The sequence below is a fragment of the Rhizobium sp. SEMIA 4085 genome (genome assembly GCF_013004495.1).
Lineage (GTDB): Bacteria > Pseudomonadota > Alphaproteobacteria > Rhizobiales > Rhizobiaceae > Rhizobium > Rhizobium gallicum.
In genome coordinates this window covers 1-19625 of record NZ_JABEPH010000071.1, presented here as the reverse complement: position 1 = coordinate 19625, position 19625 = coordinate 1, and the positions used below count along the sequence as shown (strand labels likewise).

Annotated in this window: 20 protein-coding genes; 4 read left to right on the top strand and 16 right to left on the bottom strand. The window is 61.1% G+C overall.

The window, feature by feature from the left end; genetic code table 11:
• The 5 genes from dxs to C9413_RS10090 form a co-directional block, all read right to left on the bottom strand.
• The coding region (gene dxs / locus C9413_RS10110) for a 1-deoxy-D-xylulose-5-phosphate synthase (protein ID WP_170250421.1) at nt 1-1565 on the bottom strand (1565 nt) is incomplete at its 3' end.
• Nucleotides 1566-1666: 101 nt separating this feature from the next.
• Nucleotides 1667-2590: a pirin family protein gene (locus C9413_RS10105; protein ID WP_039844169.1), complete on the bottom strand. Its 924-nt coding sequence runs from the start codon at nt 2588-2590 to the stop codon at nt 1667-1669.
• Between the two features lie 72 nt (nt 2591-2662).
• Nucleotides 2663-3430: an SDR family oxidoreductase gene (locus C9413_RS10100; RefSeq protein ID WP_039844170.1), complete on the bottom strand. Its 768-nt coding sequence runs from the start codon at nt 3428-3430 to the stop codon at nt 2663-2665.
• An 88-nt stretch (nt 3431-3518) separates the two neighbouring features.
• A complete protein-coding gene (locus C9413_RS10095; RefSeq protein WP_022716503.1) occupies nt 3519-3770 on the bottom strand; it encodes an exodeoxyribonuclease VII small subunit in 252 nt (83 codons plus the stop codon).
• A gap of 2 nt (nt 3771-3772) precedes the next feature.
• Nucleotides 3773-4708, bottom strand: coding sequence for a histone deacetylase family protein (locus tag C9413_RS10090; protein WP_039846656.1), 936 nt, complete (start codon nt 4706-4708; stop codon nt 3773-3775).
• Nucleotides 4709-4870: 162 nt separating this feature from the next.
• On the opposite strand from C9413_RS10090, the gene C9413_RS10085 reads away from it, so the two are divergent.
• Nucleotides 4871-5272 (top strand): thioesterase, encoded by a 402-nt coding sequence (locus C9413_RS10085; protein ID WP_039844171.1) that lies wholly within the window; start codon nt 4871-4873, stop codon nt 5270-5272.
• Between the two features lie 9 nt (nt 5273-5281).
• Here the strand turns inward: C9413_RS10085 and C9413_RS10080 are convergent, their stop codons facing one another.
• The 3 genes from C9413_RS10080 to C9413_RS10070 are packed head-to-tail and all read right to left on the bottom strand — an operon-like array spanning nt 5282 to nt 7152.
• Nucleotides 5282-5845, bottom strand: coding sequence for a biotin transporter BioY (locus C9413_RS10080; RefSeq protein ID WP_039844172.1), 564 nt, complete (start codon nt 5843-5845; stop codon nt 5282-5284).
• A gap of 24 nt (nt 5846-5869) precedes the next feature.
• Nucleotides 5870-6478, bottom strand: coding sequence for an energy-coupling factor transporter transmembrane protein EcfT (locus C9413_RS10075; protein WP_170250420.1), 609 nt, complete (start codon nt 6476-6478; stop codon nt 5870-5872).
• Nucleotides 6478-7152 (bottom strand): ABC transporter ATP-binding protein, encoded by a 675-nt coding sequence (locus C9413_RS10070; protein ID WP_039844174.1) that lies wholly within the window; start codon nt 7150-7152, stop codon nt 6478-6480. Before C9413_RS10070 ends, C9413_RS10075 begins: the two co-directional genes overlap by 1 nt.
• Nucleotides 7153-7250: 98 nt before the next feature.
• Here C9413_RS10070 and C9413_RS10065 point away from each other — a divergent pair, with 98 nt between their 5' ends.
• Complete coding sequence (locus C9413_RS10065) at nt 7251-8441, top strand: winged helix-turn-helix domain-containing protein (RefSeq protein WP_039844175.1); 1191 nt, start codon at nt 7251-7253, stop codon at nt 8439-8441.
• A gap of 119 nt (nt 8442-8560) precedes the next feature.
• On the opposite strand, the gene ribB is transcribed toward C9413_RS10065, so the two are convergent.
• The 3 genes from ribB to C9413_RS10050 all read right to left on the bottom strand — a co-directional run bounded on the left by ribB (nt 8561) and on the right by C9413_RS10050 (nt 14321).
• Nucleotides 8561-9664 carry a 3,4-dihydroxy-2-butanone-4-phosphate synthase gene (ribB, locus tag C9413_RS10060; protein WP_022716496.1) on the bottom strand — a complete coding sequence of 368 codons (1104 nt, stop codon included), beginning with the start codon at nt 9662-9664 and terminating at the stop codon, nt 8561-8563.
• 10 nt (nt 9665-9674) lie between these two features.
• Nucleotides 9675-10772: a chorismate synthase gene (aroC, locus tag C9413_RS10055; protein ID WP_039844176.1), complete on the bottom strand. Its 1098-nt coding sequence runs from the start codon at nt 10770-10772 to the stop codon at nt 9675-9677.
• 369 nt (nt 10773-11141) lie between these two features.
• Nucleotides 11142-14321, bottom strand: coding sequence for an EAL domain-containing protein (locus tag C9413_RS10050; RefSeq protein WP_039844177.1), 3180 nt, complete (start codon nt 14319-14321; stop codon nt 11142-11144).
• Between the two features lie 244 nt (nt 14322-14565).
• Here C9413_RS10050 and C9413_RS10045 point away from each other — a divergent pair, with 244 nt between their 5' ends.
• Nucleotides 14566-14826, top strand: coding sequence for a DUF1344 domain-containing protein (locus C9413_RS10045; RefSeq protein ID WP_022716492.1), 261 nt, complete (start codon nt 14566-14568; stop codon nt 14824-14826).
• Nucleotides 14827-14833: 7 nt separating this feature from the next.
• Here C9413_RS10045 and C9413_RS10040 read toward each other — a convergent pair whose 3' ends face one another.
• From C9413_RS10040 to C9413_RS10025, 4 genes are all read right to left on the bottom strand, one after another.
• Nucleotides 14834-15424, bottom strand: a complete 591-nt coding sequence (locus tag C9413_RS10040) for a histidine phosphatase family protein (RefSeq protein ID WP_039844178.1) — start codon at nt 15422-15424, stop codon at nt 14834-14836.
• A 27-nt stretch (nt 15425-15451) separates the two neighbouring features.
• Nucleotides 15452-16270 carry an enoyl-ACP reductase FabI gene (gene fabI / locus C9413_RS10035; protein WP_039844179.1) on the bottom strand — a complete coding sequence of 273 codons (819 nt, stop codon included), beginning with the start codon at nt 16268-16270 and terminating at the stop codon, nt 15452-15454.
• Nucleotides 16271-16392: 122 nt separating this feature from the next.
• Nucleotides 16393-17544: a DnaJ C-terminal domain-containing protein gene (locus C9413_RS10030; RefSeq protein ID WP_039844180.1), complete on the bottom strand. Its 1152-nt coding sequence runs from the start codon at nt 17542-17544 to the stop codon at nt 16393-16395.
• A gap of 253 nt (nt 17545-17797) precedes the next feature.
• Nucleotides 17798-18256: an RT0821/Lpp0805 family surface protein gene (locus tag C9413_RS10025; protein ID WP_039844181.1), complete on the bottom strand. Its 459-nt coding sequence runs from the start codon at nt 18254-18256 to the stop codon at nt 17798-17800.
• Nucleotides 18257-18322: 66 nt separating this feature from the next.
• Here C9413_RS10025 and pdxH point away from each other — a divergent pair, with 66 nt between their 5' ends.
• Complete coding sequence (pdxH, locus tag C9413_RS10020; protein ID WP_039844182.1) at nt 18323-18943, top strand: pyridoxamine 5'-phosphate oxidase; 621 nt, start codon at nt 18323-18325, stop codon at nt 18941-18943.
• A gap of 4 nt (nt 18944-18947) precedes the next feature.
• Here the strand turns inward: pdxH and C9413_RS10015 are convergent.
• Nucleotides 18948-19625: polysaccharide deacetylase family protein (locus tag C9413_RS10015; RefSeq protein ID WP_170250419.1), on the bottom strand; the 678-nt coding region annotated here is incomplete at its 5' end.

Here is a 19625-nt window from a genome sequence, read left to right as displayed (position 1 = left end):
AGCATGCAGTCCGCGAGCCGCGAGCCGAAGGAGAGAAGCGCAACCTTGGTGCCTTCCTTGACAATGCGGCCCTTGCCGATCTGCAGGATTTCGCCGCGCGCCGGCATCTCGACGCCGACACCTTCGCCGCGCGGATAACGGAATGAAATCGGGCCGGCGTCATAAGCCGCCGCCGTACGAACCATGTGCTTCAGTTCCGCCTCGTCGGCCGCAGCCATGACGACGAAGCCGGGAAGCGTCGCAAGGAATGTCGTGTCGCACGAGCCCTCATGCGTCGGGCCGTCGGCGCCGACGAAACCAGCGCGGTCGATCGGGAAACGGACCGGCAGGCCCTGGATTGCGACATCGTGGACGACCTGGTCGTAGGCGCGCTGCAAGAAGGTGGAATAGAGCGCCGCAAACGGCTTGTAACCCTCGGTGGCGAGGCCGGCCGCGAAGGTGACGGCATGCTGCTCGGCGATGCCGACATCGAAACAGCGCGCAGGGAAGACTTCGGCAAGCTTGTCCAGGCCGGTGCCGTTCGGCATGGCCGCCGTGATGCCGACGATCTTGTCGTCGAGCGTTGCCTCCTGCACCAGCGCCTCGGCGAAGACGCTCGTATAGCTCGGCGCGTTTGGCTTCACCTTGGCCTGCGCCCCTGTGATGACGTCGAACTTGTTGACGCCGTGGTACTTGTCGGCGGCGGCTTCGGCAGGCGGATAACCCTTGCCCTTCTGCGTGACGACGTGGATCAGCACCGGACCCTCGGCGTTGTCGCGCACATTGCGCAGCACGGGGAGCAGATGCTCGAAGGAATGACCATCGATCGGGCCGATGTGGTAGAAGCCCATTTCCTCGAACATGGTGCCGCCGGTGACGTAGCCTCGCGCATGCTCGACGGCGCGGGTGAGCGCCCGGTCGACTTTCTTGCCGAGATAAGCCGTCAGTTTCTTGCCGAAATCGCGAAAGCCCATATAGGGCCGTCCGGAGGCGAGGCGGTCGAGATAGGCGCTCATGGCACCCGTCGGCGGGGCAATCGACATATCGTTGTCGTTGAGGATGACGATGAGCCTTGCATCGAGCGCGCCGGCATTGTTCAGCGCCTCGTAAGCCATGCCGGCCGACATGGCGCCGTCGCCGATGACGGCAATCACGCGTCGGTCTGTCTTGCTGAGTTCCGCGGCGACTGCCATGCCGAGACCCGCGGAAATCGAGGTCGATGAGTGCGCAGCCCCGAAGGGATCGTATTCGCTCTCGGCGCGCCGCGTGAACCCGGAAAGGCCGCCTTCCTGACGCAGCGTGCGGATCCGCTCGCGGCGGCCGGTAAGGATCTTGTGCGGATAACACTGGTGGCCGACGTCGAAGATCAACCGATCCCCGGGCGTATCGAAGACACTGTGGATGGCGATCGTCAGTTCGACGACGCCGAGACCCGCGCCCAGATGTCCGCCGGTGCGCGAGACCGCGTCGATCATCTCGTCTCGGACTTCGCGCGCAAGCTGCGGCAGGTCACGATCCTCGAGCTTGCGCAGGTCGGCGGGATATTTGACCTGGTCGAGCAGCGGGGTTTTCGGCTGATGTGTCACGGGCGGGAGCTCTTTCTTATGGTTCTTGCTTTGCTTATTCGATTAGATTGCGGCAAAACAAGTGCATTTCAAGAACCGCAACCCCATAATTCTAAAGGAGTTCATCCTTCAGGCAAAGGCACGAATTCCTCTTCGTCCCCCGGAACGATGTCGAAGCGGCCGGTGCGCCATTCCTCCTTCGCCTTCTCGATACGCTCCTTGGAGGAGGAAACGAAGTTCCACCAGATGTACCGCTTCGAATTCAGCGCCGCACCCCCAAAGAGCATCAGATGACAGCCCGCAGGACCTGCCTCAAGGGTGATCGCGTCACCTGGCCGGAAGACGAGCAGCTGATCCGCGGCAAAGCGGTCGCCGGCGATGATGACTTCGCCCGAAAGCACATAGGCTGCGCGCTCTTCATGCGCCGCGCCGAAGGGGAACCTGGCGCCCGGTTCAATATCGAGGTCGGCATAGAGCGTGTCCGAAAACACCTTGACCGGCGACGTCATGCCTTCGAAGGAGCCGATGACGACGCGCCCTCTGACGCCACGTTCATTGATCAGCGGCATCTCGCTTTTTTCCGTATGGGCAAAGCAGGGGTCGATTTCTTCCTTGTCGTCCGGCAGTGCCAGCCAGGTCTGCAGGCCCGACATCAGCAGCGGGTGACCACGCAGATTGTCGGGCGTGCGCTCCGAATGCACAATGCCGCGTCCGGCCGTCATCAGGTTGATGTCGCCGGGCCGTATCACCTTCTCGGTACCAAGACTGTCCATATGCCGGATTTCGCCATCGAAAAGGTAGGTGACTGTCGACAATCCGATATGCGGATGCGGCTTCACATCGAGCGCCTCGCCGGGCTTGAGAATCGCCGGTCCCATCCGGTCGAAAAAGATGAACGGCCCCACCAGCCGCCGCTGCCGCGTCGGAAGCGCCCGACGCACCTGAAAACCGCCGATATCGCTGGTGCGCGGAATGATTAGATTCTCAATGGCGTCGCAGGCGAACGCGTCACCGGGCAGCGGGTCTTTACCGGGGAAGAAGGACATATCGGTTCTCCGAGCACGAGGGCGCGACCAGCAATAGCGCCTGGAGGGCCGCCGCGAAAGGGTTCATGTTCGTCAGATGGCTGTGAAGCCGTTATCGACGAAGAGATGGGCGCCGTTGACGAAGCTGGATTCGTCGCTCGCCAAATAGAGCGCCGCCCTCGCCACGTCTTCCGGCTCACCGATCCTCCCCTGCTGCGCAGCAATCGCGGCGTCGGAAACATCGACCCCAAAGGCCTGTAAGTCGGCCACCTCACGAAGGCCGTGCGGCGTGCGGATGAAGCCGGGGCAGACAGCATTGCAGCGGATGTTGCGGTCGCGGAATTCTACCGCAATCGCTCGCGCGAACATATGCACTGCGCCCTTGGTCGTGTCATAGAGCACTTCCATCGGCGTTGCGGCAACGGCGGAGATGGACGAGGTACAGACGATCGATCCGCCGCCTGCCGAAATCATCTTCGGCAACACGGCCTTTGTCATCAGGAACATCGAGCGCACGTTGACGGCATGCAGCCAATCCCATTCCTCAAGCGTCGTTTCAAGGAACGGCTTGATGACGATGGTGCCTGCATGATTGAAGAGCACGGTAACGGCGCCATAGCGCTCCTCGATACCGGCAACGGCCGTGTTCACCGCTTTCTCGTCGGAAACGTCGGCAACCCAGTAATCCGCTTCACCGCCTGCATCCCGGATGGCCGTGGCGGTCTGCGCCGCCGCCTCGCCATTGCGGTCTATGATCGCGACACGAGCGCCTTCGGCCGCAAACAGCTTTGACGCTGCGCCGCCCATGCCGGTCGCACCGCCTGAGATGATGGCAACCTTGCTCTTCAGCCTATCCGTCATTCTGAACTGTTCCCTTTGCTGTTTGGTGGGGGATGTTAGACTGACGATTTGCTTCCGGCCTGAAGTCTTGGGCAAATGTTTTACGAGCTCACGCCCCGTCCAGCGGCTCCGTGCCCTGCGGTTTGCCGGCGCGGTCGAGCCGGATCTTCTCGATGCGGTTTTCGGCCGCCGAAAGCAGGGTCTCACAATGCTTCTTCAGCGCTTCGCCGCGCTCGTAGATCTCGATGGATTCATCGAGCGCCACGTCGCCGCGCTCCAGGCGGGCCACGATGCTTTCGAGTTCGGCAACCGCCTTTTCGAAGGAAAGACCGGAAACCTCCGGCTTGGCGCTGTCAGTCATACTCAACCCTTCATCAATCGGAGCACATGCAGGCCTGCCGATTCGGCAAGCCCTTCCAGATCATAGCCGCCTTCCAGCAGGCTGACGACCCGGTTGGAGGCGCTTTTGTCGGCTATCTCCAGCAATCTTCCGGTCGCCCAGTCGAAATCCTCGCCGACGAGATTGATCTGCGCCAAGGGATCGCGGTGATGCGCGTCGAAGCCGGCAGAGATGATGATGAGGTCCGGCCGGAAATCGACAAGCGCCGGCAGCACGCGCGTTTTGAATGCCTCGCGGAAATGATCGCTGCCGACATTCGGCGAAAGCGGCGCATTGATGATCGTGCCGTGCTTGCCGCTTTCGTCCTTCGCTCCCGATCCCGGATAGAGCGGCATCTGATGCGTCGAGCAGAAGAGCACGGAGGCGTCGTCCCAGAAGATGTCCTGCGTGCCGTTGCCGTGGTGTACATCCCAATCGACGATCGCGACACGCTCGGCGCCATGGCGCCTTTGGGCATGGCGCGCGGCGATCGCTGCATTGTTGAAGAAGCAGAACCCCATCGCCGTCATCTTCTCCGCGTGATGCCCCGGCGGGCGGGCGGCGACGAAGACATTGTCGGCCTTGCCGGTGAAGACGTCATCCACCGCAGCCATGGCCGCACCGACGCCCGTCAGCGCCGCCTGCAGGCTCTTCGGGCTCGCATAGGTATCGGCCTCGATCTGGTTGATCTCGCCGTCTCCTTCGGGAATCTGGCGCATGACGGCGCGCAGATGTTCCTCGGGATGGGCAAGCAGCACGGCCTCCTCGTTCGCCTGCGGCGCCTCCTTGCGCTCCAGCCGCTCGAAATTCGGATGGCCGAGCGCGACGTTGATTGCCCGCATCCGGTCCGGCCGCTCGGGATGGCCCGCGGGTGTGACATGTTCGAGAAAGATCGGATGTTCGTAAAGGCGGGTGCTCATGCGGAAACTCTTATCGCTTGCCCCAGTCATGATCCACAGCAGATGGTGCAAATGCCGGCAATTTCAACATACGCGCGGTGTCGTGCCCATGTCAGCTCCACCGTTTACTTCGGCCTGTGTCGCCATTAGTCTTTCAGCAGGGAAATGAGGATAGGCAGGCAGATGGCAAAATCAGCGCGCTCGAACGTAGCGGAAATACGCGTGCCGTTTCGGGATGTCGACATGCATGGTGAGATGTTCATCTCGTCCTATATTTCCTATGCCGAATCCGTACTTGCAAATTTCTGGCTGACGCGGCCGGAAGTGGAAGGCGAGCCAATTTATACTGCAAGCAAGATTTCCTGCATCCTGCACCGGCCCTTGCACTACGACGAACTGATGGAATTCACGACTGCGGTCGACAAGATCGGCGTTCGCTCCGTCGGCTTTCTGATTGCCGTCGAGGCAGAAGGCGAACGCGCCGCCGAGGTCGAGATCATCTGGCAGGCGCGCAATCGCGAAGACCTGTCGCCGGCCGCGCTCCCTGAAGAAACGCGCGACTGGCTTTACACCTTCGTTGATTAGGCTCCAAACCTAAGCACGTGCAGGCAGCAGCGGATAGCCGACCATGACGGCGCGGCCGGCGAGCGCTGCGACGAACGCCTTGATGACATCGCCGGGGACGAAGGCCATCGAGCCGACGAACGCCTGTTGCAGGCCGACGCCGGCAGCGACCACGAGATAGGCGATCCCGAAAGCATAGAGAACGATGATGCCGCCGATCGCAGATGCGAGGAAGAAGCCGACCGTCTGCACGAGGCCGGACTGCTCGGCCCTCACCAGGCGCTCGGCGACATAGCCGGTGACGGAGGCGGCAAAGAGCCAACCGATGAGGAAACCGGTCGTCGGTGCGGCAAATGCCGCAAGGCCGCCGCGGCCGCCTGAAAGCACCGGAAGGCCGATCGCAACGAGAACAAGCACGATCAGCACGGCGATCGCGCCGCGGCGCGCGCCGAGCACGACGCCTGCCATCATGACGCCAAGCGACTGCGCGGTGATCGGCACCGGAATGAAGCCGAGCGTGATCGGCGGCAGAATGCCGAGCGCCACGATGATTGCGGCAAAGAGGGCTGAGAGAACGAGGTCGCGGGTGCTCATCATGGGCTCCGTGTTTACAGAATGTTAACTCACATGCCGCCGAACGCCGCGCGCGTCAATCGCTGCGGCAATATTATCCGCATCTCTGAGCGTGAGGATGATCAACGGCGCAAGCACGGTGACGGGCCGCACATTACTGCCGCGGGCTGCCGCCTCCCGCTTGATCGCCTGGTAGCGGCCAAGGATTTCCGGCACGAAACGGACGACGAGGCCGACCGCAAGTCCGACATCGTTCGCCGCCACCAGGCCGGCCCGCTCCAATGGGCGGGCAAGCAGCGTGATCTCGTCGATGAACTCGCCGATCGTCGTTGTTGCCGTCACCGCCGCCGCAAAGAGCATCAGCGCCGTCAGCCGCAGCAGCGCCTCGACCGCGCCATGCCAGGGATTGAAGGCGAGGCTGAAAAGTGCCACGACGAGAATCGTCAGCAGCACGGGCTTCAGCCGTGCAATCGCCTGCCCGAAAGGCAGGCCGAGGCTGAAATAGACGGCCCCTGTTATCAGCACGCCGAGCGAAAGCAGCGGAATGTTGCGGGTGGTGAAGAGAATGACGCCGAGGATCGCGAGAACAAGCAGCTTCGAGCGCGCCGGAAGCCGGTGCATGATGCTGGTTCCCTCGACATAAAGCGATTGCATCAGGCGGCAATCTCCCGGTAGCGCGCGATTGCCTCGGCCGCCGGCGCATCGGCGGCAAGCCTGCCCTCGTGGAAGAGCAGGACGCGGCCGAAATGCGCGACCAGTTCCAGATCATGGCTGATCACGATGGCGTTTTCAGGCAGGCCCTCGATGATCTTCTGCACCAATGCACGATTCTTGAGATCGAGCTGGTTCGTCGGCTCGTCGAGGATCAGGATATCCGGGCCTGTCACCAGAACCGCGCAGAGGGCGGCGATCTGCAACTCGCCGCCAGAAAGCTCATGCGCCCGGCGCGCTGCCAGATGGGCGGCATCGAAGCGGCCGAGTGCAGCTTCAACCTTCGCCTCGATCTCGGCCTTCGAGAAGCCGCGGCCCTTCAATCCGAAGGCAATGTCGTCGCGCACGATCGGCAGGATGATCTGGTTCTGCGGCTGCTGGAAGATGAAACCGACCTCCGGAAGGGCCGAATGGGAATCGGCCGTGTCCCGCCCATTGACGATCACGCGTCCGGCTGTCGGCTTCGTCAGACCATTGATCAGCCGCGCGAAAGTGGTCTTTCCCGAACCGTTGAGGCCGATGACGCCGATGCGGTTTTCCGTAAGAGTGAGGGTCAGCGGCGAGAGCGCTTCGCGCGCGCCATAAGTGACTGCAGCCCCTTCGAAGCGGATCTCCAAATCATTCCCCTGTCACAATCCGATGCTGCTTCTATAGCCGCAGCGTCAAAAGTGCAAAACCGGGTGGCTAGGAACATTTTCCCGAATATGATGTGCCCATGACGAATCTCTTGTCGAACAGCGATGCCCGCCGCGTCTTCCTCGCCAAACAGGGCCTCAGCTCTGCGCCGAACCGCGCCCTGACCAAGGCCGGGCTGCTGCAGCTGATCCATAACATCGGTTTCGTGCAGGTGGATAGCATCCAGACGGTGGAGCGGGCGCATCACCAGATCCTCTTTTCCCGCAACCAGACATACAGACGCGAACACCTGACCGCGCTCCTGGAGAAGGACGGCGCGCTGTTCGAACATTGGACGCACGACGCCTCCATCCTGCCGAGCGCCTTTTTCAAATACTGGAAGCACAAATTCCGGCACCAGGAAGAGGTGCTCGTCGAGCGCTGGCGCAAATGGCGCGGCGAGGGTTTCGAGCATGCCTTCGACGAGACCTACGAGCGCGTGGCGCGCGACGGCGCGATCATGGCGCGCGAGATCAAGGCCGACGGACACACCTCGGGCGGCTGGTGGAACTGGCATCCTAATAAGACCGCGCTCGAATATTTCTGGCACACCGGCAAGTTCGCCATCGCCGGCCGCTCCAATTTCCAGAAGATCTATGATCTGGTCGAGCGTGTCATCCCCGCCGAATTCCGCGATCCGGAAGTAAGCCGGGAGGAGTTTGTCGATTGGGCGTGCCGCAGCGCGTTGAAACGGCTCGGTTTTGCGACACACGGCGAAATCGCCGCCTTTTGGAATCTGCTGTCGCCGGACGAGGCCAAGGCCTGGGTTTCAACCCATCGCGACGAGCTGACCGAGATCCTGATCGAACCGGCGCTCGGCGGCAAGCCGCGCCCCTCCTGGGCCTTTGCGGATTTCCTTTCGACGCTGGATGGCTATCTCGAGGCTCCGGCGCGCATTCGCGTCTTGAGCCCCTTCGATCCGACGATCCGCGACCGCAACCGCACCGAACGCCTGTTCGGCTTTTTCTACCGCATCGAGGTTTTCGTACCTGAGCCGAAGCGCGAATACGGCTATTACGTCTTTCCGCTGCTCGAAGGTGACAAACTCATCGGCCGCATCGACATGAAGGCCGACCGCAAGAAGGGGACGCTGGATGTGAAGCGGCTATGGCTGGAGCCCGGCGTGAAGGCTTCTGCGGGGCGGATGGAGAGGCTGCGCGCGGAACTGGAGCGCGTGGCGAAGTTTGCGGGGGTGGAGAAGGTTGTGTTTCTCATGGGGTGGAGGGGTTAGCCGCGTGTCTCTTCTCCCCAGCGGGGAGAGGTGCCGGAGCCTAGCTTACGAGATTGTCGGAACGCTCCTCTCATCCGGCGCGGCGGGCTGCCTTTCTCCCGGGGGCAGAAGGGAACCTCTCACCAAATCTCCGTCTTTGAAATCTTGATTCCAAATCCCTCCAGCCCGACATAGTGTCGCTCGCGGCTGGTGAGGAGCCTGATCGAACTGACGCCGAGGTCTTTCAGGATCTGCGCGCCCAAGCCGATTTCCAGCCATTCGCTTTCGCGGCTCTTGGCTTCGGCGTGGGCTTCGCGTCCCTGGCTGCGGGCCTTGCGGCCGTTGTCGTAGTGGCCCACGCCCACGGAGCCTTCGCGGAGGTATACGATGATGCCGCGGCCTTCCTCGGCGATTTTCTGCATATAGTGGTCGACCGGGCTTTTCTTGCCGAAGAGGTCCTCGGCGACATTTTCCGGGTGCAGGCGCACTGGGATGTCGATGCCGTCGCGTATATCGCCGAAGACGACGGCGAGGTGCTGCATCGGATCCCAGGGGAGCGAGTAGGTGTGCGCCTTGGCTTTGCCGAACGGCGTCTCGATATCGAAGCTGGCGCCGAGTTCGATCAATGTTTCCTTGCGCTGGCGATAGGCGATGAGGTCTGCGACCGAGACGAGCTTCAGCCCATGCTTTTCGGCAAAATCGATGACCTGCGGCCCGCGCGTCACCGTGCCGTCGTCATTAACGAGCTCGCTGATGACGCCGATCAGCGGCAGTCCGGCGAGCCTGCAGAGATCCACGGCCGCTTCCGTATGGCCGGAGCGCATCAGAACGCCGCCTTCGCGGGCAACGAGTGGAAAGATGTGGCCGGGCCGGACGAAATCGCTTGCACCGACATTCGGATTGGCGAGATTGCGCACCGTCAGCGTGCGGTCGTCGGCGGAAATGCCGGTCGTCGTGCCGTGCTTGAAATCGACGGACACGGTAAACGCCGTCGTGTGCGCGGAGTCGTTTTCGGCCACCATGGCGTTGAGGTTCAGTCGCTTCGCCTCTTCTTTCGGCATTGGCGTGCAGACGATGCCGGAGGTATGGCGGACAATGAAGGCCATCTTTTCCGGTGTGCAATGGACGGCGGCGACGATCAGGTCGCCTTCGTTCTCCCGGTCGTCGTCATCCATGACGACGACGATTTCGCCGGCCTCGAAGGCCCGGATGGCATCGACGACACGCTTCTGGTCATAAGGCATGGGACAGTTCCTATTTCAGCCGGCCGGTCTGGCCGCGGTCGCGCAGGTAGTGGTCGGCGATGGCGCAGGCGACCATGGCTTCGCCGATAGGCACGGCCCGGATGCCGACGCAGGGGTCGTGCCGGCCCTTGGTGCGGATATCGACATTGTTGCCATCGGCATCAATCGAGCGCCGCTCGGTAAGGATGGAGGAAGTCGGCTTGATCGCAAATCGCGCGATCACCGGCTGACCGGTCGATATGCCGCCTAAAATACCGCCGGCGTGGTTGGAAAGAAACAGCGGCTTGCCGTCATTGCCCATGCGCATCTCGTCGGCGTTTTCTTCGCCGGTGATCTCGGCGGCACCGAACCCATTGCCTATCTCGACGCCCTTTACGGCATTGATCGACATCAGCAGCGAGGCGATGTCCTGGTCGAGCTTGGCATAGATGGGCGCACCGAGCCCGGCTGGAACACCTTCAGCCACGACTTCGACGACGGCGCCGATTGAGGAGCCGTTCTTGCGGATGCCGTCAAGATATTCCTCCCATACGGGGACGATCTCAGCATCCGGCGAGAAGAAGGGATTCTGGTTAACCTGATCCCAGTCCCAGTTCTGGCGGTTGATCTTGTGCTTGCCGATCTGCACGAGAGCTCCGTGAACTCTCATGTTCGGCACGACGAGACGGGCAATTCCGCCGGCAGCGACACGTGCCGCGGTCTCGCGAGCGGAGGAGCGGCCGCCGCCGCGATAGTCGCGGATGCCGTATTTGACGTCATAGGTATAGTCGGCGTGGCCGGGGCGGTATTGCCGGGCAATCTCGCCGTAATCCTTGGAACGCTGGTCCGTGTTCTCGATCATCATCGCGATCGGCGTTCCGGTCGTAGTCATCGTCTCGCCGTCGGCATCCAGCATCACGCCGGACAGCACCTTCACCAGGTCCGCCTCGCGGCGCTGCGTCACGAAACGCGACTGGCCGGGCTTGCGCTTGTCGAGCCAGGCCTGGATGTCTTCCAGCTTGAAGCGCAGGCCGGGAGGGCAGCCGTCGACGACGCAGCCGAGCGCCGGGCCGTGGCTCTCGCCCCAGGTTGTCACGCGGAAGAGATGACCGAATGTATTATGCGACATGTGTTCCGACCACGCGCGGCAACCCGCGCCATTCTCCAAAATGCGCGACACTCATAGGCCAAAAAGAGGTTGGGGCAAAAGCCTTTCTTTGCGCGAAATCCACGTGAGGGAGAAATGCTGTTTCCGCAATTGCAAACGATGCGGGTTTTGGACGTCATCGGCAATGAGAAATGCCGCGGCCCCTTCATCCGCCTGCCGCCACTTTCCCCCGTTCTGACGGGTAGATGGGGGCATGCCCTAGCCTTCCTCAAGTCTCGGCGCTGGGTATGGCAAGTTCCCTCGCCCCGTTTACGGGGAGAAGCGTTAGGGCGAGGGGCAAATCATGCGATGGAGAGCGGCACAAAATCGCAAACAGCTGTTTAAAGCCCCTCAGGAAGCGATCCGCCATGCCGCACCATCGGCTGCGGCGGCCGTGAAGTCGTCGAAGGAGAGGGGACGGGAGAAGGCGTAGCCCTGCAGCAGGTCGCAGCCAAGATCGCGCAGCATATCGGCATGCGAGATCGTCTCGATCCCTTCCGCCACCGTTTCGACGCCGAGCGAGCGGGCGATGTCGATGATCGAGCTTACCAGTGCGCGCTCCTGCGGGGAGTTGAGGATCGGCTGCACGAGTTGGCGGTCGATCTTGAGCCGTTTCGGCTTCAGCTTCAACAGGCTGACGATCGATGTATGGCCGGTGCCGAAATCGTCGATTTCGATGTCGATGCCGAGCGCCTTGATGCGGTCGAGGTTGTGAGCCGCCACATCTTCGCTTTCGTCGAGGAAGATGGATTCCACCAGTTCGAATGAAAGCTCGCCCGGGCGTATCTGCAGGTCGCTCAGCGATTCGAAGAGGCTACCGTCATGCAGCCGCCGCGCTGAAACATTGACGGAGACCTGCGGCACTGAAACGCCGAGTGCTGCCCAGCGCATCTTGTCCTTCAGAGCGGTTTCGAGAACGATGCGGTCCAGCGCCTGCACCACGTTGATCTCGTCGGCGATGCGCAGGAACTTGTCCGGCGTCAGCAGGCCGTGGGCCGGGTGGTTCCAGCGCACCAGCGCTTCGACACCGGTGAGCCGCATTGTCCGCGCGCAAAATTGCGGCTGATACCAGGCGGTGAATTCGCCATTCTCGATGCCGGCAAGGATCTCGTCGGCGATGCGCTTGCTGTTGATGATGTCGGCCTGTAGGTTCTGGTTGAAGAATTCGTAGCGGTTCCGGCCCAGGCTCTTTGCGCGGTAGAGGGCGATATCGGCGTTGATCAGCACCTTGCGCGCGTCGACATGGATGCCGTTGGCAAGCGCGATGCCGATCGAAACGCCGCAGCGGCAAGGGAAGCCCTGGAAATCGACGGGCTGGCGCATTTCTTCGATGATCCGACCCGCCAGCGCGGCCATCTCCTCGTCGCTGGCATCGAGTGCGAGGATGACGAACTCGTCGCCGCCGATGCGCGCGACGACATCGCTGCCACGGACATTCTTCGAAAGAACCTTCGACGCATGCACCAGCATCGCGTCCCCGGCTGCGTGGCCGAGCGTGTCGTTGATCTGCTTGAAACGGTCGAGGTCGATGTGGAGGATTGCGAATTTCTGCCGCTGCGATCGGCTGCTGGCCGTCAGGTTTTCGAGCGCGATGTCGAGCTTGCGGCGGTTGGCCAGTGCCGTCAGCGGATCATGCAGCGAATTGTGCTCGATACGATTCTTGGCAAGTTCGAGCTCGATATTCTTGGCAACCGCTTCGTCCTTCGCTGCCTTCAGCTCGGCGGTCAGCAGCGCATCTTCCGTGACGTCGAGCGCGACGCCAATGAGCTTCAGCTGACCTGTCGCCGTCTGGTGCACTTTGCCGGTCGAGCGGATGTAGCGAATGCTGCCGTCCTCGGCCGGCACGCGGCAAATGAGCGTGTGCTTGTCGCCGAGCTGCTTGAAATGCCGTGCGCTTTCGAGCGCAAAACCACGATCTTCCGGATGAATGCAGGAAAGCCAAACATCCTGGGGCATGAATCCCTGCCGTGGTTCCAGCCCGTAGAGCTCGTGCATGCGTTCGTCCCAGACCGAGCCGGCCGTGCCGAGCGTCGTTTCCCAGATGCCGCACTGATAGGAATCGAGCGCCAGATCGAGTCGGGTTGAAAGTTCGGCAAGCTGCGTCTCGCGCCGGGAGAGCTCGTCCAGCGCCAGTTCCAGCTCGGCATTCTTGATATCGCTGTTTTCTTTTGCCTTGCGCAGCATATCGGCTGCCTCCGCGTCTGCAGTCACGTCCGCGACGATGCCGATCGTCCTGCCGGTACCGCCCGCATCCGTGTAGAAGGAGCCCACCGAGCGCAGATACCGGATGCGGCCGTCCGAAAGCCTGATACGGTACTGTGCCGTGCAGGACGTGCCTGCCAGGCTGCAGTTGAAAAAGTGCGTCTCGGCGATTGGCCGGTCTGCCGCCACGATTGCCTCGAGCCAGCTTTCAAGCGGATGACTGCCTTCGCCGGCAGGCTGGCCGTGAAGGCCCGAGGCGCGCGTGTCCCAGTAAAGGCTGTGGCCGTGATCCTGCAGTTCCCAGATGCCGATATTGGAAGAATCCAGCGCCAGGTTCAGCCGCTGCGAAAGTTCGAGCAGCTTCGTTTCGCGGGCCTCGAGCTCGTTGACATTGCGGGTGCGCTCGCCAAGAAGCAGGGTCGCGAGGAAGATCGGCACGATGATGACGCAGCCGGCCGCGATGATGATCAAGCGAAGCTGAAGCTGGTTCGGCGGAGCTTTGTTCCATCCGGTCGTGGGCACGGCCGAAAGCTCCCAGCGCCCGCCCGCGAAGGTGATATTGCGGCGGAACGGCTGCTTGTCGAGCACATCGGCGCTGCCGAAGAAGGGAAGGGCGCGTTGCTCGGCCACAGTCCCCAGGTCGCGCACCGCGATCGAAAGATGGTCGAGATGCGGGTAGCGTTCCTGGTTTTCGCTATTGCGCGCGGGTTTGAGGCCAGTGTTTTCGTAAAACATATCCTGGTCGATCGTGACTTCGACGGCACCCCAGATCTTGCGCTGCCCGTTCTCCTTGATGAAGATCGGAAAGAAGATCGCGAAGGCATCCCTTCCGCTGCCGATCTTGACCGGGCCGTAAAAACGCGCCTGCTGGTCTCCCGTATTGCGCCCGACGGACTGGCGCAGCATCAGCTTTTCACGCACATCCTTGCCGATGCGGCTCTTGCCGGACTGCGGCGGGAAGACGTTGCCGACGACGAAATCGGGTGCGACGGCGATGCTGACGAAATGGGGATTTTGGATGAGCAGCCAATTGATCTGGCGCGCCATTTCTTCATCGCCGGCTTTCGCGCTCACGGAAATCATGTTGGACAGATCGCGGACAACGGTAACGTCCATATTGATCTGTGCCGCCATGCGCGCGCGAATGAGGTTCGTCTCGTTTTCTGTGCGGATCTGCAGCTCTCGCAGATAGGCCGCAGTATTCGCACGGTCGAGCGTGAAGCCGACCACAACGACCACAAATGCGACGAGAGTCGAAACCAGCAGTGAAACCCAGGTATTCTTGAGTACCCGCCGCAATTGAATGTTGGCGCCTAGCCGGAAAAGCAAAAATATGTCCCCCTGTTCGGCGGAACTCTAGGAGGAACCGGTTAATTTACGATTTCCTGATGGTTCATCTTTGCGGCTTGCAATCAAGAGCGCTCGAATGGTTAGCGGCTGCTCTTGATCGTTGTTGAAGTGCCATTCATCAATGAGGCGCGGAAAGCCATTCTTCCGGGCAATTTTCGCCATATTCAGGAGCTTATCTGTGTTTCACTGGATTTTTGCGTCGAGTTCCAAGAGGGTTGCCGCGATGCGTTTTTTTGTTGCCACGCTGCTGGCCACAGCAAGTTTCCTGTCGCCCATCAGCAGCTTTGCGGAAAGCGCCGACGTCGAAGCGACCATCAAGAAAGTCGACATGAGCAGCCTCAGCCTGACACTCGATGACGGCAAGACATACCAGGCGCCCGAGGAGTTCAACTTCGATGGGCTGAAGGCCGGTGTGAAAGTGGTGATCTTCTACACGGAAGTCGACGGCAAGCGGGTGATCAACGACCTCGATATCGTGCAGTGATTAGAGACTATATCCAGCCGATCAGTCTTTTCGCAGTGTCGATCTTCAAGATTCGGTCCTGCGGAATTTCCCCCTCGGCAGCCTCGTGCTTCGGCAGATCGGCGATCATCTTGAAGAGGCTGCGGATGACGCCGCCATGCGTGACGCAAACGGTTGGGCGCTCGACGGAATTCAACCATGAGCGGATGCGCCACGACATGATTTCGTAGCTTTCGGCATAGTCGCCAGGCGGGATGAAATCCCATTTGTTGATATTGCGCTCGATGATGCGATCGCGCTGGGTCGCCTTCAGTTCCCGGATGGTGAAGCCTTCCCAGTCGCCGAAGGAAACTTCGACCAGCCGGTCGTCGCTGCGGTAGTCCTTGGGCGGCAGGCCCATTGCCGTGCGCATGATCTCCATCGTCTCGCGCGTGCGCTGGAGCGGGCTTGCGACGAAATCGAAGGGAATGGCTTCTACCCTGACAATCTCGGCCATGTCGATGCCGTTCAGCCGCGCCTGTTCGCGGCCGATGACATTCAGCGGAATATCCTTCTGGCCTTGCAGACGGCGTTCAGCGTTCCAGTCGGTCTGACCATGTCGGACCACATAGATGAGCAAGGCAGGTTCCGCTTGATTTGACTTCGATCAGTCCTTGATAACTGAAATATCCGGCGCGTCTACCGCCTTCATGCCGATCACATGATAACCGCTGTCGGCGTGGTGTACTTCGCCGGTGACCGAACGCGAGAGGTCAGACAGCATGTAAAGGCCAACATCGCCGACGTCTTCGATGGTGACGGTGCGGCGGAGCGGAGCGTTATATTCGTTCCACTTCAGGATATAGCGGAAATCGCCGATGCCGGAGGCTGCCAGCGTCTTGATCGGGCCTGCCGAAATCGCATTGACACGGATGTTCTTCGGTCCGAGATCGACGGCGAGGTACTTGACGCTCGCTTCGAGCGCAGCCTTTGCAACGCCCATGACATTGTAGTTCGGCATGACCTTCTCGGCGCCGTAATAGGTGAGCGTCAGCAGCGAGCCGCCCTCGGTCATGAGTTTCTCGGCGCGGCGTGCGACGGACGTGAACGAGTAGACGGAAATCTGCATCGTCTTGGAAAAATTGTCCGGAGAAGTATCGACGTAGCGGCCGGTCAGCTCGTCCTTGTCCGAAAAGCCGATCGCGTGAACGACGAAATCGATCTTGCCCCACATCTTTTCGATGTTCTCGAAAACCGCATCGATGCTCGCTTCATCACTGACGTCACAGTGGCCGGCGAGTACGCCGCCAAGTTCGGCAGCCAGAGGCTCGACGCGTTTTTTCAGGGCATCTCCCTGATATGTAAAGGCAATTTCGGCGCCCTGTGTATGAATGGCTTTGGCAATGCCCCACGCAATCGAACGATTGTTGGCGACGCCCATGATGACGCCACGCTTGCCTGACATGAGGCCTGTTGCTTGAGCCATATTTTGCCCCCTAATGAACCAATTGGAAGTTGCCTATGGCATAGGCCGTTAATCGGTTCAAGATTGCGGGCAATCATCAACTGTTAGGGATCGTAACAAAGGGTGCGCTTGTCACGAAAATTTCACAGAAACAGCCCTTCGCGCATGCTTCTCATGAGATCCGTGACCTTATCATCCGGCTTTTCCCACAACATAATGCGCAGCTCGACGATCAGGTCGCCCTTTCCGCCTGTGTCGTCGGGCAGGCCCTGGCCGGAGATTCGGATCGTCTTGTCGGATCCTGACCAGGCGGGAACGGTGACCTCGACCGGCCCGTTCGGCCCGTCGATGCGCGCTTCGGTTCCAAGGACGGCATTCTCGATCGTCACCGGCAGCACGGTACGCAGGTCGAAGCCGTCGACGGTGAACCGCGCATCGGATGCGATGTGGATGCTGACGACCGCGTCGCCTCGCTGCATGTTCGGCAGCTTGTAGCCTTGGCTCTTCAGCCGGACCTGAAGGCCTTCCCGTGTCCCGGCCGACAATGCGAAGCTTGCCTCGCGGCCCTCGCCGAGCTGCACCGTGGTCCAGCTGCCCTTCAATACGTCCTCGATCGTGACCGTTACCTGTGCGGATTGATCCGGTGCCTTTTCAGGTGCGGGCGCGCTGCCGGTAAAGCGGCGCACAAGCGATGTCAGAATGCTCAAGGGCTGGAGAATGCCGCCAGCGGCCGCAATCGTCTCCGTGCTTTCTTCCTCGGGCTTTACAGCTTCCGCTTCGAGTTTGCCTGCCTCCGCCTCTGTCCGCTTGCCGGCATTTGCCTGTGGATGAGCCGTCGCGCCGGCGCTTGCAGCCTTGGCCTGCGCGCCAAAAATGCGCACGACCATGTCTTCGGCGGATTCCGGGCTGAAGTGCTGCTGTTTTGCCGCCTCGGCGGCGGCCTTCGCAGCCTTCTGCGCGTTGGCGCGGGCGAGTTCTTCCATCACCCGTTCGGCATTCGCCTGCGCGGCCCTCGCACGGACTGCCGCCTCGCGAGCCGCCTGGCGCTGCTGCATGATCGTCTCGCCATTCATTCGCGCCTCTGCCATCCGTGCGGCCGTATCGAAAAGGCTGCGCTTCTTGGGGTCCTTCAATGTCTCATAGGCACGACCGACCTCGGCGAAACGAGCCGTTGCGGTCGGATCGCCCTGGTTGTGATCCGGATGAACGGCCTTGGCCATGTTGCGCCAGGCCGCCTTGATCTCGTCTGTCCCTGCGTCCTGAGGAACGCCCAAAATCTTGTAAGGATCGCGCATTTAATAACCGCCGGTGTTGCGATGCGGCGTGCCTGTCCTTGCCCAGCACCCCGAAGCCCAATGACAACTCTCCGCGCGCCTTCCGGCATTTCAGACGAACCGGAACACGCGTCTACTAGCCGATCGTGCGTCAGAGTTACTAATCAGTCCTTATTTTTCGGGGAGGGGAATGCGGCTTTCGCCGCAAATGGTTAGCTTTCTGCTAAGCATTGCGGCTGCGGTCCGGCTGCGATTAATCATGTCTTGAAGCGGGTCAGCCTTCCGGCTGGAAGCTCAGCAGTTGCCAGTTGCCGCCGCCGACGAGGCAGGTCTTGCCGTAGAACTTGGCAATGCCGGCATAGGAGTGCCGCGTCGTGCGGAACTGGCGGCAGACCTGGCCCTGATCGTTGTTTTCGACGATCGTGTCGATGACGCCGGCGCTGCCGGTGGAGGAATTCGCCCAGGGCAGCGGCTGGCCGGCCATCCTCTGGATGTCGGCAGAGGTGACCGCGTTGCGAACCGTCATTTCGTCGGAAAGCGTATCGGTGCTCGGCGGCGTCTGCGGCACGGTTCCGGTGGCAACCGAACGGTCCACCTTCGAATCGCTCAGGAAGTCAAAACCGCCCGTCATGCAGCCAGAAAGCGGCAGCATCGCCGCGCCGATGACGAACAACGTGGCGCAACGGCACAGCAGGCCCTTTGTATGGCGATTTGACTTTGCTATGACTTCCACCCTGCGTCCTGTCCAGTCGTGAAAAGCTGGGCATTAAACCAATAAACCCGGGGCATTTGAGCTAATATGTCGGCAAATGAGTTAATAAGCGGTGACTTCACCGAGCGCGACGAGCCGTTCAAGCTTTTCGCGGAATGGCTAAAAGATGCCGAGGGTTCCGAGATAAACGATCCGAATGCGGTAGCGCTTGCGACGGTCGATGAAGATGGCCTTCCCAATGTCCGCATGGTTCTCCTGAAGGGATTCGATAGCGACGGATTCGTCTTCTACACCAATTTCGAGAGTCAGAAAGGCCGCGAAATCTTGGGGCAGAAAAAAGCGGCCATGTGTTTTCACTGGAAAACGCTGCGACGGCAAGTGCGCGTGCGCGGTCCTGTGGAAATCGTGACCGAGGAGGAAGCCGACGCTTATTTCCAGACGCGCGCCCGCGGCAGCCGCATCGGCGCCTGGGCATCCAAGCAGTCCCGTCCGCTGGAAAGCCGTTTTGCGCTGGAAAGAGCCGTGGCCGAATATACGGCGCGCTATGCCATCGGCGAAATCCCGCGGCCGCCCTACTGGTCGGGTTTCCGCATCAAGCCGGTTTCGATCGAATTCTGGAAGGACCAGAACTTCCGCCTGCACGACCGCATCGAATTCCGCCGCAAGGCCCCGGAAGGCGATTGGCAAAAGATCAGGATGTATCCTTAAGCGGTTAACGGCCCATCAGCTTCAGCGGAATGCCGGAGGCGAGTGCCGAGACATAGCGCGGCTTCTGGTAAAAGCCATTGAGAGAAAGCCGCGGCAGATAGGTGGTGCTGCCGGGCAGGTCCGGCCGCATGACACCCGGCCGGGTCGTCCCCGCGACCTTGAACCTGAGTTCGGCTGCGATTGCCGCCTCGCGACGGATTGCTGCTTCTGGTGTGCCATATGGGAATGCGAAGGTTTGCGGCCGTTTGCCGGGAATCGCCTCTACATGGTCGGCGGAAAGCGCTATTTCCTCCCGTGCTTCGGCTTCCGGAAGCCGCGCAAGCGAGCGGTGGCTGACCGTATGGGCGCCGATGGAGGCGAGGGGGCTTGCGTCGAGAAGATTGAGTTCCGCCGCGCCCATCACGAGATCGTCGACGAGTTCGGCCGGATCGATTTCATGGTGACGGGCGAGCGCATCGATCTTCGCAACCGCCGAGGCCTCGTCGGTGCCGTGGACATGGGCTGCTAACCGCGAGAATGCGGCATGCTGATCGGCCAATGTGAAAAGCGTGATGTTCTCTTCGCCTCCGCCGAAATCGAAGTGGACCTTTCCGGCCTTCCGCAAAACGGCGGCAAGCGTCTCCCACCAGATCGTGTGCGTGCGCTCCGTCAGGCCCTTTGCCACGAATACGGTAAAGGGTGC